At 49.0% G+C, this 15,800-nt stretch carries 16 protein-coding genes; 10 read left to right on the forward strand and 6 right to left on the reverse strand.

Annotated features, from left to right (window positions below):
• The first annotated feature begins 1 nt into the window (after position 1).
• Genes fdxH through Absy_RS07090 form a run of 4 tightly spaced genes read left to right on the forward strand, consistent with a single transcriptional unit; the run spans position 2 to position 3,783 of the window.
• Complete coding sequence (fdxH, locus tag Absy_RS07075; protein WP_048854042.1) at positions 2–940, forward strand: formate dehydrogenase subunit beta; 939 nt, start codon at positions 2–4, stop codon at positions 938–940.
• Positions 940–1,593: a formate dehydrogenase subunit gamma gene (locus Absy_RS07080; RefSeq protein WP_048854043.1), complete on the forward strand. Its 654-nt coding sequence runs from the start codon at positions 940–942 to the stop codon at positions 1,591–1,593. Before fdxH ends, Absy_RS07080 begins: the two co-directional genes overlap by 1 nt.
• Complete coding sequence (gene fdhE / locus Absy_RS07085) at positions 1,593–2,510, forward strand: formate dehydrogenase accessory protein FdhE (protein WP_048854044.1); 918 nt, start codon at positions 1,593–1,595, stop codon at positions 2,508–2,510. Before Absy_RS07080 ends, fdhE begins: the two co-directional genes overlap by 1 nt.
• Before the next feature lie 7 nt (positions 2,511–2,517).
• Complete coding sequence (locus tag Absy_RS07090) at positions 2,518–3,783, forward strand: molybdopterin molybdotransferase MoeA (protein WP_048854045.1); 1,266 nt, start codon at positions 2,518–2,520, stop codon at positions 3,781–3,783.
• On the opposite strand, the gene mobB is transcribed toward Absy_RS07090, so the two are convergent.
• The gene (gene mobB / locus Absy_RS07095; protein ID WP_048854046.1) at positions 3,765–4,304 is read right to left on the reverse strand and encodes a molybdopterin-guanine dinucleotide biosynthesis protein B; all 540 of its coding nucleotides are present in this window, start codon (positions 4,302–4,304) and stop codon (positions 3,765–3,767) included. The genes Absy_RS07090 and mobB overlap by 19 nt on opposite strands.
• 89 nt (positions 4,305–4,393) lie before the next feature.
• Between mobB and mobA the strand changes: the two genes are divergently transcribed.
• The gene (gene mobA, locus Absy_RS07100; protein ID WP_048854047.1) at positions 4,394–5,023 is read left to right on the forward strand and encodes a molybdenum cofactor guanylyltransferase; all 630 of its coding nucleotides are present in this window, start codon (positions 4,394–4,396) and stop codon (positions 5,021–5,023) included.
• Positions 5,013–5,909 carry a formate dehydrogenase accessory sulfurtransferase FdhD gene (fdhD, locus tag Absy_RS07105; protein WP_084596980.1) on the forward strand — a complete coding sequence of 299 codons (897 nt, stop codon included), beginning with the start codon at positions 5,013–5,015 and terminating at the stop codon, positions 5,907–5,909. Before mobA ends, fdhD begins: the two co-directional genes overlap by 11 nt.
• Here the strand turns inward: fdhD and Absy_RS07110 are convergent.
• The 4 genes from Absy_RS07110 to Absy_RS07125 form a co-directional block, all read right to left on the reverse strand.
• A complete protein-coding gene (locus Absy_RS07110) occupies positions 5,896–7,047 on the reverse strand; it encodes an SMP-30/gluconolactonase/LRE family protein (protein WP_048854104.1) in 1,152 nt (383 codons plus the stop codon). The two genes, fdhD and Absy_RS07110, sit on opposite strands and share 14 nt — an antisense overlap.
• Before the next feature lie 69 nt (positions 7,048–7,116).
• Positions 7,117–8,463: an amidohydrolase family protein gene (locus Absy_RS07115; RefSeq protein ID WP_371263711.1), complete on the reverse strand. Its 1,347-nt coding sequence runs from the start codon at positions 8,461–8,463 to the stop codon at positions 7,117–7,119.
• Between the two features lie 34 nt (positions 8,464–8,497).
• The gene (locus tag Absy_RS07120; protein WP_048854049.1) at positions 8,498–9,691 is read right to left on the reverse strand and encodes an MFS transporter; all 1,194 of its coding nucleotides are present in this window, start codon (positions 9,689–9,691) and stop codon (positions 8,498–8,500) included.
• A gap of 179 nt (positions 9,692–9,870) precedes the next feature.
• Positions 9,871–11,079 (reverse strand): cation:proton antiporter, encoded by a 1,209-nt coding sequence (locus Absy_RS07125; protein ID WP_048854050.1) that lies wholly within the window; start codon positions 11,077–11,079, stop codon positions 9,871–9,873.
• A gap of 204 nt (positions 11,080–11,283) precedes the next feature.
• Here Absy_RS07125 and hmpA point away from each other — a divergent pair, with 204 nt between their 5' ends.
• Both hmpA and Absy_RS07135 read left to right on the forward strand, forming a co-directional pair.
• Complete coding sequence (gene hmpA, locus Absy_RS07130) at positions 11,284–12,501, forward strand: NO-inducible flavohemoprotein (protein ID WP_048854051.1); 1,218 nt, start codon at positions 11,284–11,286, stop codon at positions 12,499–12,501.
• 277 nt (positions 12,502–12,778) lie between these two features.
• The gene (locus tag Absy_RS07135) at positions 12,779–13,012 is read left to right on the forward strand and encodes a hypothetical protein (RefSeq protein ID WP_048854052.1); all 234 of its coding nucleotides are present in this window, start codon (positions 12,779–12,781) and stop codon (positions 13,010–13,012) included.
• An 82-nt stretch (positions 13,013–13,094) separates the two neighbouring features.
• Here the strand turns inward: Absy_RS07135 and Absy_RS07140 are convergent, their stop codons facing one another.
• Positions 13,095–14,018 carry a LysR substrate-binding domain-containing protein gene (locus tag Absy_RS07140; protein ID WP_048854053.1) on the reverse strand — a complete coding sequence of 308 codons (924 nt, stop codon included), beginning with the start codon at positions 14,016–14,018 and terminating at the stop codon, positions 13,095–13,097.
• A 124-nt stretch (positions 14,019–14,142) separates the two neighbouring features.
• Here Absy_RS07140 and Absy_RS07145 point away from each other — a divergent pair, with 124 nt between their 5' ends.
• Positions 14,143–15,012, forward strand: a complete 870-nt coding sequence (locus Absy_RS07145) for a pirin family protein (RefSeq protein WP_048854054.1) — start codon at positions 14,143–14,145, stop codon at positions 15,010–15,012.
• 52 nt (positions 15,013–15,064) lie between these two features.
• Positions 15,065–15,634 (forward strand): NADPH-dependent FMN reductase, encoded by a 570-nt coding sequence (locus Absy_RS07150; protein ID WP_048854055.1) that lies wholly within the window; start codon positions 15,065–15,067, stop codon positions 15,632–15,634.
• Positions 15,635–15,800 lie beyond the last annotated feature (166 nt).

A 15,800-nucleotide genomic window follows, 5' to 3' on the forward strand; every position in this document is an offset into this window, starting at 1 on the left:
GATGGGTATGCAATCACAAGACATTATCCGCCGGTCCGCCACTAATGGACTAACGCCATTACCACAGGCACGTAGTCATGAGCAGGAAGTTGCTAAACTGATTGACGTGTCCCTCTGCACAGGATGCAAAGGGTGTCAGGTTGCCTGTTCGGAATGGAACGATCTGCGTGATGATGTCGGGCATAATGTCGGGGTTTACGACAACCCGGCCAATCTTTCCCCTGAAACATGGACAGTCATCCGCTTTGATGAATATGAGGACGAAACCGGTAAGCTGGAATGGCTTTTGCGCAAGGAAGGTTGCATGCACTGCGCCGAACCCGGATGCCTGAAGGCATGCCCCAGCCCCGGTGCGATCTTGCAGTTTGCCAACGGTATTGTGGACTTTCAGTCCGAACAATGTATTGGCTGTGGCTATTGCATTGCGGGATGCCCGTTCGACGTTCCGCGTATCAGCAGCAAAGACAACCGTGCCTACAAATGCACACTCTGCGCAGATAGGGTGGCTGTTGGTCAGGAACCTGCCTGCGTAAAAACCTGCCCGACTGGTGCTATTTCCTTTGGTTCAAAAGCCGAAATGAAAGATCTTGCATCGTCCCGCATTGAGGAACTCAAGGGCAGGGGGCATGACGGTGCCGGACTTTACGACCCTCCTGGAGTTGGCGGCACCCACGTTATGTATGTTCTGACACACGCAGACCAACCCAGCCTGTACCATCGCTTGCCGGATAACCCACACATCAGCCCTGTTGTGCGGGGTTGGAAAGAGTGGCTTAAACCCGTTGGCGCATTAGGGTTTATTGCTACTTTGGCCGGCGCTTTTGTCCATTACATGGGAGTTGGCGCCAACACCACGGAAGAAGAACCTCCAGTAGATCTGCCCGCCAAAAAACTGGAAAACGCTGATCAGGATTCAGCTCAAAACGGGAGGGATGCATAATGGATAACAGCAATCTGGTCTTGCGCACCAAACTTATAGACCGCATGTTCCACTGGAGCATGGTATCCTGCTTTACACTTGTCGCACTTTCGGGACTTTCGTGGTTTTTTCCCAGCTTGAACTGGCTCGGTTATGTACTGGGGCCACCCCAGCTTGCCCGTGTTTTGCACCCATTTTTAGGCATCGCCGTTTTTGGGTTACTGATGTGTATGTTTGTGCGTTTTGTGCACCACAATCTGTTTGTGCGCACAGACCTGATCTGGTTCAAACATATTATTGATGTTCTACTGAACAAACACGGACAAAAACTCCAGATCGGCAAGTATAATGCAGGACAAAAAATTCTGTTCTGGGGCATTATGTCTCTTATCAGTTTGCTATTCGTCAGTGGATTAATGATCTGGCGCGCTTATTTTGCTGTTTTTTTCCCCATTACTGTTTTGCGTCTAGCTCTTCTGGCACACTCCGTTGCTGGTCTTGCCCTGATTCTGCTCGTTATCGGACATATATACATGGGTTTATGGGTCCGTGGTTCCATTGGAGGCATGATCAGCGGATACGTCTCCCGCACGTGGGCACGCCAACACCATGACCGTTGGTATGAGGAAGAAGTAGCCCCAACTAATCCCCTGCATTCTAAAAGGTCCGGCTAATGCACACTTGGTCTGATATTGTCCCACCAGACAAACGGACACCCGGCATTGTTGCGATCGATCCAGTTATTTTTCCCATACTGGATAAGCTTTATGAGCGTCGCATTAAAAGGCTAAACGCACAGGCTCATGCGTTAGGAGAAAATGGTGAATATTACCGTTTTCTCTCGCAAATAGTGCATTTTCAGCAACAAAACCTTGCCCTTTCACCGCTTCAACAAGATGAGATTACCGCCATTCACGCGGTAATCTCACGTGAGCAGTCCAATGAGCAGCTAGAAAACCGTCTTTTAGACATAACATGCTGGCAAACTGCTTATGCTAGGCTCATAACGCAGCTTGAAGCATTTTTACCCCAAGAAATGCTCCAACGCTTATCTGGCCTGTCAACTAAACCACAACATCTTGCGCGGCTCGTGGTCCATCTTTTACGCGCAGAGTATCAACTCGTTAATCCGGGTAGTGCTGTTGTTATTTGGGCAGCACTTTCCGCGTGTTGGGCGCAAGCTATTACGTCCCTGCAGAAAAATGCTGTTACACACCCGATCGCACAATCTGTTGTCTGCCCATGCTGTGGTGCGCCGCCTGTTGCCAGTCTGGTGCTGGATGGGGCCCGGGAAGGGCTCCGTTATTTACAATGTAGCCTGTGCGAGACCCGCTGGCATCGGGTCAGAGCCGTTTGCATCGCATGTGAAAAAACCAGTCAGATCGACCACTGGACGCTGGATGATACCAAGTCTGCCATACAGATTGAAACCTGCGGCGATTGCAAAAGTTACATTAAAACTTTCCGTCTGGATTATGATCCAACTTTGGAAGCAGTCGCGGATGATATAGGGAGTTTTACACTCGATAAAGTGGCGGAAGCAGAAGGCTTCTTGCGTATTGGCATAAACCCTTTCTCATTCCCGGCGTAATAGAACCATGGATTGTCTAGAGCATTCTTTTGATCCATCTTTAGTTGCGGAACAGAAAGCAATGCCAGAAATGGTCAGCTACGATCAGGCACAAGAACTTTTATCCGATCTGGCCAAAAAACTTTCCTTGCAAAATAAAGAAACTATCCCTCTGGCTCAGGCCTGTGGCCGTATTCTGGCGGAAGACCTGTTTGCCAATTCCCCACGCCCGGAAGCTGACATTTCTGCTATGGATGGGTATGCTTTCTGCTGTGCTGATATTACCATAACAGATAAACATACCGGCACCATTCCGCTGCAGGATTATATTGTTGCTGGAGACCAGCCTCTTCCACTCTGGAAAGGAACGGCCGCCACCATTCTAACAGGCGCACGTCTGCCTGCTGGCGCAGATTGTGTGATTGCTCGGGAACGGACACAACTCAAAGATGACCTGCTATCTCTTAATCTGGTCGATATAGCACCGGGCAAGAATATCCGGCGGTTAGGGGAAGAGTTTATCGCAGGAACTCACTTACTTAACGCCGGGCAAAAACTAGATTGGCGTCACCTTGTGCTACTGGCCAGCCAGAAAGTGCAAGAACTATCCGTTTATAAGCCGCTCACTGTTGGGATTATTGCCAATGGTGCAGAGTTTTCTCACTCTGCACAAGATTGTCGGACTGAGCTTAATACTCTTCTACTTGGCTCTATGCTGGAAAATTTGGGTATTCAAACCATTAACAGTGTTGTTCGTTCTGATAGTAAGCACGATTTAAAAAAAGCCATTTTGGATATGGTTGAACAGTCAGATATTCTCCTAACAACAGGTGGTATTTCTGTTGGGAAAACAGATCATGTTTTGCCTGTTCTAAAAAGCCTTGGTGCTAATGGTCTGTTTCGTCGTGTAAAAATTCGACCAGGCAAACCTTTTACTGTTATGCAGCTTGGCACAAAACCTGTTTTTTGTCTGCCTGGCAATACGGGAGCAGCAGCCATTTGCACTCAGTTTTTTATTATTCCGTTCTTACTGTCGGTTTTAACCAGAAAAACCCAATCTACGACTTCAGACACACTTTCTGGTATAAGCAATTTTTCCTTAATGCCACCAACAGATACAACTTGCTTTGTGCCTGTAACTCTTTTGCAAAAGGGGAATGACCGCGTGCTTTCCCTTGTGCCGTCGCAAGGAGCATCTGACATACTGTGTTTTTCCCAATCTGCGGGAATTTTACGTATTCCGGAAGGGCATCCCCTCAATGCAGGGGACTGGTGTCATGCAAGACCATTCTGATCTGTCCATAAAAATGCATGGGTTTGAATATGGTGTGCAATACCAGCCAGATCGTCAATGTGGAAAACAGGCTTCTGACTTATGTCATGGCAATATTCCAACGCATCTGTTGCAACAGACTGTATCCGCTCCATTTTTGTAAAAATGGCCTCTTTCCCTGTTATGGAGCGCCAAACTTCCATTGTGGCAGGTACTTCCGCATGGAAACCTTCTATCAAAATCAAATCTACTGGACGCATGGCTTTGATTAAGTCGTTTAAAACAGGAGGACTGGCGGCTTCATGCTGTAAAATCCAGCGCTGCGGAGTGGCCAACATAACTTCCACAGCACCATGCTGCCTGTGCAGGAAAGTATCTTTCCCCGGCTTATCCATATCGACACCATGATGAGTGTGTTTGATTGTGGAAACACAAAGACCCTGTTGACTAAAAAAGGGAATAAGCCGACTGATCAGATGCGTTTTGCCTGCTCCACTCCGACCAATGATCCCAAACACACGCTGCGCCCGATTATGCCCCATACAAAATAGCCCTAAAATATGAAACTCTTTGATTTATAAACACTCTCACTCACAATAAACAGCGTAAACGGGTAAAGGCACGGCTAATTATGCAGCATAAACACAAAGTGGCCGGGCTGGTTCTGGCGGGCGGGCAGGGAACACGGATGCACCACGCCGATAAAGCCTTTATAAATATCGGCAACCGTCCGTGTATCGACTGGGTTATAACCCGTCTTATGGAAGAATGTACTGATATTGCCATCAGCGCCAATGGTGATGCCAGTAGATTCAAAGCATGGAATTTTCCTGTAATCGCCGATACGGTACAAGGTGTAGGTCCACTCGCCGGGTTACTCCGCGGGTTGGAGTGGGCAGAAGCAAAAGGATTTGATTTGCTGGTGAGTGTACCGGTGGACACACCCTTTATTCCGGTCAATCTGGTTAGCAAACTACAGCCCGGCGCATCCTACGCAACTTATAACGGACAAAACCATCCTCTTGTTGCCTTATGGCCTGTTACACCTGCCCGGGCACTACTGGCTGCACAACTCGGTAATATAACGGATCAGAACAGAAAACAGAGCACTCGTGTCTGCACTCTAGCAGATGCACTCGGAGCAGATGCTGTTGATTTTTCAACCCTATCATCCAATGATCCATTTTTAAACATCAATACTCCCCAAGACCTGATTACTGTAAACACCTATTGGAGCAGGAATAAAAATAATGGAGAATAATAAGGAAATATTTCCCATTTCCACATCTTATCCAGCAAAACGAATGACATGGCATAATTCATCAGACAACACCCCCTGTATTAGCGAAGATACTTTAAATCTGGCTGAAGAAGTGCCCTTGGCCTTGGTCTATAACGGCCTTGATTATGCCGTAATGATGATTACCCCACATAATATTACTGATTTTGCAATCGGTTTTTCCTTGACTGAAGGCCTTGTTCAATCTCCTTCTGATATCAAGCTGCTCTCTGTTACCTCTGCGGCTGGTGGTTTACGCGCTGATATCCGTGTTGGTGCGGAAGCATTGCGTACAGTTCTGGCACGGACCCGCAGGCCCATAGCCGGTCGAACCGGTTGTGGAATCTGTGGTTCCGATATGGATAGCCTTCTCCAACGCGGCCAAAAGAGCATTACGGGATACACACCAGAATTTTCAGCTATTCGCTCTGCCGTAATGAACTTGCGGCAACACCAAACATTAAACGCAGGAATAGGAATGCTCCATGCGGCAGCATGGTGCACAGTAAATGGACAAATCACCTTCACGCGCGAAGATGTCGGCAGGCACAATGCGTTGGACAAACTTATTGGTTACGGCCTGAACAACAATTACGATTTCACAAACGGCTTTTGCTTATTAACCAGCCGTTGTTCCTACGAAATGGCAACCAAAGCTATTACTGCGGGTATGTCTGCGCTCGTCTCCCTTTCCGCACCGACAGCTCTGGCCCTGCGAACAGCGCAGCAAGCAGGTCTTGTTCTGGTCGCTCCAGTAAAATCAGACCATCTGTGTATTTTCTCGCCAACTACGCTAAATTCTGATCTGGCGACTTCCAATAATTCCGCACCCCAGCAAAATCAACATGCTCAAATTACGGAGCTGTAATTGGTATTTTAACAACAAGGAATGGAGGTTTGCGCATATCCTGCCCATCATGCAGGCGGGGAAGGCGGCTCCATTGCCCCATCACAACATACACTGCCTGCCGGTCAGCAAAAATGCCATCTGGCCATACAAACCGAGGATCAGACGCAACCATTTCATAAGTCCCATCCACATTACGGCGAAACACGGCATCATGGTCAGCGGCTGTTGTATAAATCCGGCCCCATGGGTCTGTTGTCAGGCCATCGGCCGCGCCCTTTTCCCCTTCATCTACGACAAACGTTGCAAGCTCTTGAGAATTCAGGGCAAAGTCCGCCAGCTTATCGGTTGGCAGGCTATACAGCCGACGGCTGGCTAATGGCGCATAATAAAGTCTGGAAGAATCAGGCGACAAGGTAATACCATCAGCACCACCTGCGGGGAACGTTGGGTGGTTGGGGTCATAACGCAAAACGCGGCCATCGAGTACAGTCTGGTACCCGGTATCTGGCATAACGGAACGCGTATTTTCCAGCACACGGCGCTGTTGCCCCGTGGCAATATCCAACACGACCAGAGCCGGATGCCCATCAAACGAGCTGTCAGTAATGTAAACCGTTCCTTTTTTGCCATGTGTCAGATCAATCCGTAGATCATTCATATGGCTCCCAGGTAACAAAGCATCCTTAAGCACAATATTGGCGATAATCCGCCCCGTTACAGGGTTGATCCCTACAACCTTTGCTCCTCCAGCAGGAATAGGGAGGCCTTTGATTTTACCGTCATCAATAATCCATAAATTCCCGCGTGTATCCGTTGTCATACCATGGGGGGAAACCAGTCTGGATTGCGGGGAGCCAACAGTGGAAGCTGCAAATGCTGTTGATGGAAAGGGTACGAGCTGACCATTTTTCCATTCTGCCAGAACTGGTCCTGGGTGGTCACCATCATGCTTGGGAAATGTAAGAAACAATCGCCCGTTAACAACAGCAATGCCTGACGGATCAGGGTCTGTTATGCTGGCAATAATCTGAACCGTTCCAATTTGGCCAAAGGCGGGGTCCTGATTACTGGTTATACGGGGTTCCGCTGCCTGCAGCCCCGTTGCTACTCCTCCCCATAAACAGGTTCCAAGCAAAAACGCTCTCAATACGTGCATTTTGTTCCCCCATTGGTTCATTAAAAACAGGTGCTGCGGGCGTTTTTTCACTCCAAGCAGGAATGAGCTTCAGGGGGCACTCCGTGGCTCCTGCACAGGTACGGGACCAGAAACAGCATTGCCATTCGCCCATGTTTCTACCACCTGGTCAGCATCTGCCATCGTCACAGCAGGATTACCGGCAACAACCAGCAGGTCTGCTCTTTTACCCGCCACAATAACGCCACGGTCCTGCAACCCCAGCAATTCAGCAGCGCTCTGTGTTGCAATTTGCAGCGCAGAAAGGGGAGGAATACCAGCCCGCACCATCAAAGCTAACTCGCGATGCTCAGCAACTCCCGGCACACGTAAAGGGGTTGCGCCACTATCTGTTCCAAAACCAACCTTGACCCCAGCTTTCCACAACGTTTGCAGGTTTTGTAAATTCATTGCTAAAGATGTACGGGCAAAATCCGCCTTGGCTCCATTGCTATTATTGCGTTGCCATGTTGGATTGTTGATCTGTTGTAATAATGGCGCGGATAAACCGGCTACTACAAATGGAGTTTTTACCCACGTAGGCTGCTCTGCCCATACCGTGGTTGCTTCATCCAATTGCAAAGTGGGTATATACCATATGCCGCGCTCTTTAAGGGTTTGAACCAAGGAAGACGGAACTGGCTTATCGCGCACTCCATGCGCCAGAATATCCACTCCAGCCGCAACAACATGCTCAGCATCATCAAGATCATGGATATGCGCGGCAACCCGTAAATGTTTTTTATGCGCCTCATCTACTACGGCAGCAATAATAGCCGGATCCATTTTTACAGGTAACGAATGGTCAAAGTCATCCACCCATATTTTGACCAAATCAGTGCCTTCTTCTGCCATTGTATCTACATTTTTCCGGGCATCTTCTGGCGTGCGAGGTCTAAAAAGCTGGTCGGGCGCAACATTCACTGGGGGAGCTCCGCGCGGAACACCAATACCCTGATCAACCCCGAACAGATCAGTTGGCAGCAGCCCCATGTGCGCATCCTTGCGCATGGGATCAAAAACGTGCGGAACATTGTTACCTAGAGCTGTCACAGTTGTCACACCATAGCGGCGGTACTGCGCAAGTTCGGGCAAAATGTTATCGACCGTATAAAATTGCGGACCAGTCACAACACCTTTTAACTGGCCAATATGGCTATGATCGGAAATAAGCCCCGGTAAAACAGTTTTCCCCGACCGATCCATAATCTTAGCATGTGCGGGCAATGCAACGTTTTTGCCTGTCGCTACGATAACCCCATCCTGCATAACTACGGTTCCGTCTTCTACGGGAGGAGCTCCCGTACCGTCTATGATCCGGATATGAGTCAACGCGACAGGCACAGTCTGTGCGCTTGCCAATGTTGGAATACCTAACAGAACGGTCGCTACAAACATTACTGGTTTCATTGTTGTCTCCATCATGCTGTTTTCAATCGACCAAGGCTCCAGCACGCTCGCGCCATGCCAGCCGGGCAGACATGACAAGACCACTAACCCCGGCAAGACTACCAACCAAAAACACGGATTCATCCCCAGCCCACTCAGCAAGGAGACCGGCGAAAGGACCTGTTGCGCCGTATGCAAGATCCTGAAAAGCCGCAAAACCCCCCATAGCTGTACCACGCATTTGAGGCGCAACACGCCGGACAACCTCCACCCCCATGGCAGGGAAAATCATGGAGCAGCCACACCCGGTCAAAAATGCCCCAGCGAGTGCCATATTCGCGCTGGTCGCCTGCCATAGTAACATCTGCCCACAGGTCTCCACCACCATGGAAATCCAAGCTACGCGCGCACCCCCTAATTGATCAGGGAGATGACTACATAAAATTCGTACCAGCACAAAAGCTGCGCCAAAAAACGTCAAACCCAGCGCCGCATGAGGCCAGTGCCTATGCAGGAACATAAGGGGCATAAACGCCCCAATAGCTGCAAAACCAATACCTTGAAAAAAAACGACCAATCCAAGATCTGAAATTTTGTGGAGAATACGCCCAACCGGCAATCTCTCCCCGCCATGCGGTGGCACAGCCACTACAGGAGCAGCCATGGTAAAACCAACTAATGGCGTGGCAATGCAGCCGAGTGCGACCAACACATAGCCACCATGGTCGTATAGCGTTAGCCCCACCGGGCTCCCTACGGCAAGCGAGCCATACATACCCATCCCAACAACGGACAAGACCCGACCAGAACGATTGTGCCCCATAAGGCCAATGCCCCAAGCCAGCATCCCCACAACAGCCAGACTTTCACCCAGGCCAAGGGTTAGACGCGCTATGAGCAGCATACAAAACGCAGCTACTGGGGTTGTCATCCAAGTGACAACTGCGGTTAGCAGCCCGCTAACTGTATACAGAGCCAACCCATACAGCATACACCGTTTGCCACCCTGATGATCCGCACAACGACCGGCAAAGCCGCGCGTTACAATGGTCGAAGCAAACGCAACACCAACAGCAAGTCCGGCAAGGGCATTGCCCATGTGCAACGAGGTTGCGACATATACCGAGGTTGTCGGCATAGACATGGCAACAGCAAGATAAGACAGGAAGAGGGCGACCGCGAGCCAAGCCAACCACTGTGGCGCCTTGTCCTGCTGTGCTGTGGGAATGCTGGGCATTATAAGGTACCAGCTCCTTTATTGATAATAGAGGCACACACAAGCTGCACCTTTAATCCCTGACAGGGATTGGACAACTCAGCCTGTTTGCCAAGGGTTATGCATATGACAATACTGTGATGGAAGCTTTAGCGGCAACGGGATATTCCACACCAGCACTGCCATGTAACGCATACATCCTATGCCTTGCGAGGAGCTAACAGCTTGAACAATGGCCCCGTTAAAGTTGTGGAGATAACGGCGAGAACCATCAAAGATGCAAAACCAAAGTCAGAAAGCATACCCTGACTGTGCAGAATGGTCGCAGCCACAATTTCCATCAGACCCTTGCATTGCAAAAGAGCCCCAACACCCAAAGCCTGCCGCGGTTTTAAACCTCCAGCAGGGGGGTAGATATAAACCGCTACAATTTTGGTTAAAATAGAAACCACAACCAAAGCCAGGGATGCCACAACCGACGGCCATGTCAGTGCATCACCATTGATATGCAAACCACTATGACCAAAGAACATCGGAGCCAGCCAGATCAGGGCAAATGTTCCAACCGCTTCCACCGGCAACCGCCGAACCCAGCTTGGAGGCATGATCGCACCTGCAAAATAAGCTCCGATCAACTCATGCAGACCAAGCTGCATACTGGCCCAGGACCCAGCGGCCAGGTAAACTGGTACAGCCAGCCAGATCACCCATAGTGGCGGATGGCGGAAATGCCTGGAAGCCCAATAACCAGCCGCTGCCAGCCCAACCAGCAGAAAAATGGCCAATACTTCCCAACCAGTCCAGCCATGTAAGGCCGCAGAGCCACGCGCAGCGAATTGAAGTGCCGCCAACCCAATCCACAAAGCAGCGTCGTCTACCACTGCCAATTTGAGTGCAAGTTGCCCCAAAGGTTTTTGATCCGCATCCAACTCCCGCACAACGCCGATCAGAACAGGTAAGGCGCTTACGGCAATACATAAACCAATGGAAGCTGCCGCCACCCACGGTTCTGCATCCGGTGCCTGCCACCCCTTGAGATGCAAAAAAACAGTGTAAGCCAAAAATGAACCAACCAAAAAGGGTAGCCCCAAAGCAACCGCAGCACCGCCAAAAAGACGGCCTATTGTTGGTTGAGGAAAGCTTTGACCTGTCGGCTCTCCTCCCGGGTGCTGCCACATTTCCAGCCCTGCAGTAAAAGCGAGAACAAGAACGGCAACCCACCCAATATTATTTCCATACACGGATGGAATACCCATTTCCTGCACAGGTATATGCCATACGGCTAAAGCTATACCAACAAGAATAGGCAACACAGCTATTGGCAACGCTTTTTGCATGAGTCGCCACAATACCCATGGGAAAAATACAAAAATCGTGGCGTCTGTCAGAAGCGCTGTCAACTTTACCATATTGCGTCCTTTTTATTGAAATTTATCCCTTATAACGGATTACAAGTATGATATGCAAGTTTTGCATGTCTGTGCATTATTTATTCGCAACACTCATGGCTTGGCTAGCATATAGCGCGTCCAGAATAAGGTGTATTTTATTGACATCTTATTGCGCCCCCCTTATTAAAGGTGCCTGTATTTTACATCTTTTGGACATCTCTGATGAGCACCATGCTAGACGACAAAACCCGGTCCATTGTTTCTGCCTGTGTTCCCGCTCTTGAAGCGCACGGGTTTAGTATAACGCAGGAAATGTATCGCCGACTTTTATCAAAGCCGGAAATCCGTGATTTATTTAACATGTCACACCAAAAAGATGGTGAGCAACCTAAAGCGCTGGCTCTGGCTGTTTTGGCTTATGCCAAAAATATCAATAATTTAGGCGCTCTTGGTGGCATGGTGGAACGCATTGCGGAAAAACATGTCGGACTGAATATTTTACCCGAACATTATCCTTTTGTGGGTGAAGCACTGCTTGGAGCCATTGCCCATGTGCTGGGAGACGCCGCCACACCCGAAATTATGGAAGCGTGGGGCAAAGCCTACTGGTTTTTAGCGGATGTGCTGATCGGAAGGGAAAAACAGATTTATCACGCTCATGCCTCCGCTCCGGGCGGATGGGTCGGCTGGCGCAGTTTCACTGTGCGTTCCATTACGGTTGAAAGCAGCACGGTCAAATCTTTTGAGCTCATTCCCTCCGACCGAAAACCCGTCATGCGGCATCAGCCAGGTCAATATCTCAGTCTCAAGCTGGACATTCCAAACCATGGCTCCCAGCGGCGTAATTATAGTATTTCCTCTGCTCCAGCAGATGATCATTATCGCCTCAGCATCCGCAAAGCAGAGGGCGGTGTTGTCTCATCATGGTTTCATGACACTCTAAAGGAAGGGGATGAACTTGTTGTTTCCGCTCCCGCGGGCGAGTTTGTTTATGATCCGGCACAAGAAACAAAAACCATGTTTATCAGTGCTGGCATCGGGCTGACGCCATTCGTCTCAGCCTTGGGATTAATTGAAGAAAAGCAAGCAAAGAACCCGATCCGTTTTGTACATGGCACACATGCAGCCGATACGCTGGCATTTGGAGCCTATTTGCAGGAACTCGCTACCCAGAATAACGTGCAAACGGATATTTTTTATAGCGCTGGCATCCCGGACCATGCAGCATCTTCCGCACATCTGGCACACCATGCGGGACGCATTACCCCAGAATGGCTGGCAACACAGATTGAGCCCAACACCGTTTATCGGCTCTGTGGACCTGACCAGTTTATGCTGGACATGATTAAAGCTCTAAAAACACAAGGCGTCCCTGCCACTCATATCCGCTATGAATTTTTTGGTTCTGCATCAGATGCGCAATTACTAGCAGCTGCATAAGTCCAACCATACGCACGATATTGTCGATACATCTGCGCTCCATTTTTACGGCATGGAGCGCAGATTTTATGAAATACACCTAAAATTTATTCCCATCAGCCCTGCCATATTATAAATAAATATAATAAATGGAAAATTTATAGGGTATTCCGCGTTAGCAATACGCTATTTGCCACATACGTAAAAAGTAATTAGATAGCATCCATCGCTCGGTTCCTTATGGGCGAGAGTCACAACAAGAAGACTACAGCCTGCGCATTCAGCAAGGACGTGGAATATGAGCAAAAATACAAAAGAATTTTTTGTGTGGGTTCTGGCATTTGTAATAGTTGGTGGAGTAATGTGGGGCGGGTCGATCCTTTTGCACAACTACAGACAAAAACAATGGGACCAGTTTGTGGTTGATAACCATTGCAAAATTACTGGAACCCAACCGTCAACCGGTTTTTTCTCGCCTGAACAAACTATCTATCAGTGCGATAATACAGGCATATACTATCGTAACAAGTAAACATCTTATACATTATCATAATCAACCACTCCATATATGAAATAACCATGCATTTTAACGCCATAATGGATGCTCCATACCATTATGGCGTTAAAAAAGAAGACGCTGCCAACTGCCTTTGTTGCGCACATTCCTCCACCATAAAATCGAGCAATGCCCTTACCGCTGGCATCAGGCCCTTTCTGGATGGAAAAACCGCATGCACAATACCCGCACGTGGCGTCCAATCAGGCAAAACGCGCGTAAGTCGCCCAGCCTCAACGTCCTTCCACACCATAATTGTGGGTAACTGTACAACCCCAACACCCATCAGGGCGGCTTCCCGCAAAACAGACATATCATCTGTTGCAAAACGGGGTTGATGGAAAACGGTGGCTATTTGCCCAATCTTGTTTTCCAGCACCCAGGCATGGTCATTGGGCGTTGTATGAAAATCCAGGCTTGGTAGCCCAGTCAAATCAGCGGGAGAGGGGAGGGGGTAAGGCAGCAATTCTGGGGCTGCAACCAGGCACTGTGTGCTGGTATCGAGAACCCGCATGACAAGATCTGATGCTTCAAGCGGAGGGAAGCGCACACGTACGGCAATATCCAACCCGTCTTGCAATATATCAACCCGACGATTTGTGCTTTCCAACTGCAAGGCGACAGAAGGATAACGCTTTACAAAACGTGCAAGAATTGCGCCGAACTGAAAGTTCAACAACGCAACAGGGCAACTCATTCGAATTGACCCACATGGTTCTGCCTGGAGTTGTGCAATCGATTGTTCCGCCAATTCGGCTTCAGCCAGCATGGCCTTACAATGCTTGTAAAACCGATGCCCTGCTTCGGTCACCGAAAAATGTCTGGAGGAACGCTGCAACAACCGTGTGTGCAACCGCGCTTCCAATAAAGCGATGCGTCTGCTTAGCAAAGACTTCTGAACTCCAAGCCCCCGTGCTGCTGACGAAAAGCCTCCATATTCTACAATCTGAACAAAGTAGTAAAAATCGTTAAGGTCTCTCATCGTCTCATTCATGGAACACAGTGTTTTATTTTTCCACCTGTATAGAACGCTACCTAAATCCTATCTTCAAGGTCAGCACTAAATGCAATGCGTCCCTTGTGTTCCAATATGAAGGAAAAGACACATGCAAAAAAAAATCCTTGGCCTTTACGGCAACGACCATGGTCATTGGGTAGGGAATGGTTTTCCTGTCCGCTCCTTGTTTTCCTATACCACGCTAGGCCAGCACCTCAGTCCTTTTTTGCTGCTTGATTATGCAGGGCCGCACCAGTTCCAACCCACAGACGAACGCCGTGGTGTTGGGGAACACCCTCATCGCGGGTTTGAGACCGTCACCATTGTTTACGATGGGGAAGTCGAACACCGCGATTCATCAGGCGGTGGAGGCACCATTGGACCGGGAGATGTACAGTGGATGACGGCCGGCAGCGGAATTGTACATCAGGAATTTCACTCCCCAGCCTATGCCCGAGCTGGAGGAGCCTTCAGAATGGTTCAGTTGTGGGTCAATCTTCCCGCCAAGGATAAACAAACACCTCCAGCCTACCAAACCCTGCTGGCCAGTACTATTCCCACACTTTCCCTACCGGATCATGCTGGATCTTTGCGGGTTATTGCTGGACGCTATACTAATATTGAAGGCCCCGCGCGCGTATTTTCTCCACTCAATGTATGGGATGTCAGCCTGAATGCGGGTGCATCTGTCTCTTTCACGTTACCAAAAGAGCATAATGCCGCCGTTGTCTCGCTTGAAGGTCGGTTAATCGTCAATGACACGCAGGAACTTGGAAGCGCCCAACTCGTTCTTCTTGACCAAGAGGGAACTAACGTCACTCTTCATGCACGAGCCAAAAGTAGTTTTCTGATCCTGACTGGAGCCCCCCTGAACGAACCTATTGAAGGGTATGGTCCGTTTGTCATGAATACTCGAGCTGAAATTAGGCAAGCCATAGAAGATTTTAACAACGGGAATTTTGGCAGCATTCCCGCTTAATGTTCCTCATATGTTCTTTCTGCGTCTATCCTACTCATAAGGAGATCAGAGCATGGCTATTCCCACAAACCTTTCTTTTGTTACCCTATTAGGGAGCCTACGCCGCAATTCCTATAATGCGGCCATTGCACAAAGCTTGCCTGAATTAGCCCCTGACGATGTTTCCATCACTCCCCTTGGAAGTATAGGGGATTTTCCTCATTATAATCAGGATTTACAGGACGAGGGTTTTCCCCCGACAGTCGTTGATATGGCTAAGCAGATTCAAGCTGCAGATGGCGTAATTATTGTAACGCCAGAGTATAATTACTCCATTCCCGGTGTTCTTAAAAATGCCATAGACTGGCTCTCCCGTGTAACGCCGCAACCTTTTTCTAAAAAACCTGTTGCCATTCAAACCGCATCTCCCGGCCTTATTGGCGGGGCAAGAGCGCAATACCATTTGCGCCAAAGCCTTGTTTTTCTCGACGCTTATGTTTTGAACAAACCTGAAGCCATGATTAGTCAGGTTCCCAGTAAGGTTGATTCTCTTACACTCAGCTTAACAGATGTAGGCACGCGTGAATTTCTTAGTCGCCAGATTAATGCTCTGGCAGAACTGGCCCGAACAATAGAAAAATGACTTTTTGTTTTTTATCTGCGCCAGACAAATAATTTTATGCGCTCGATTTGAACGCATAAGCCGGAAACATGAGCAGACAACCTTGAAGGTGAGAGTAATTCGCATTATGGCATAAGGGGAATGCTAGCCATCTGACATACGAAAGCGAGCAACCGTGCCTGCCGCC

The organism is Acetobacter syzygii, assembly GCF_000964225.1.
Taxonomy (GTDB): domain Bacteria; phylum Pseudomonadota; class Alphaproteobacteria; order Acetobacterales; family Acetobacteraceae; genus Acetobacter; species Acetobacter syzygii.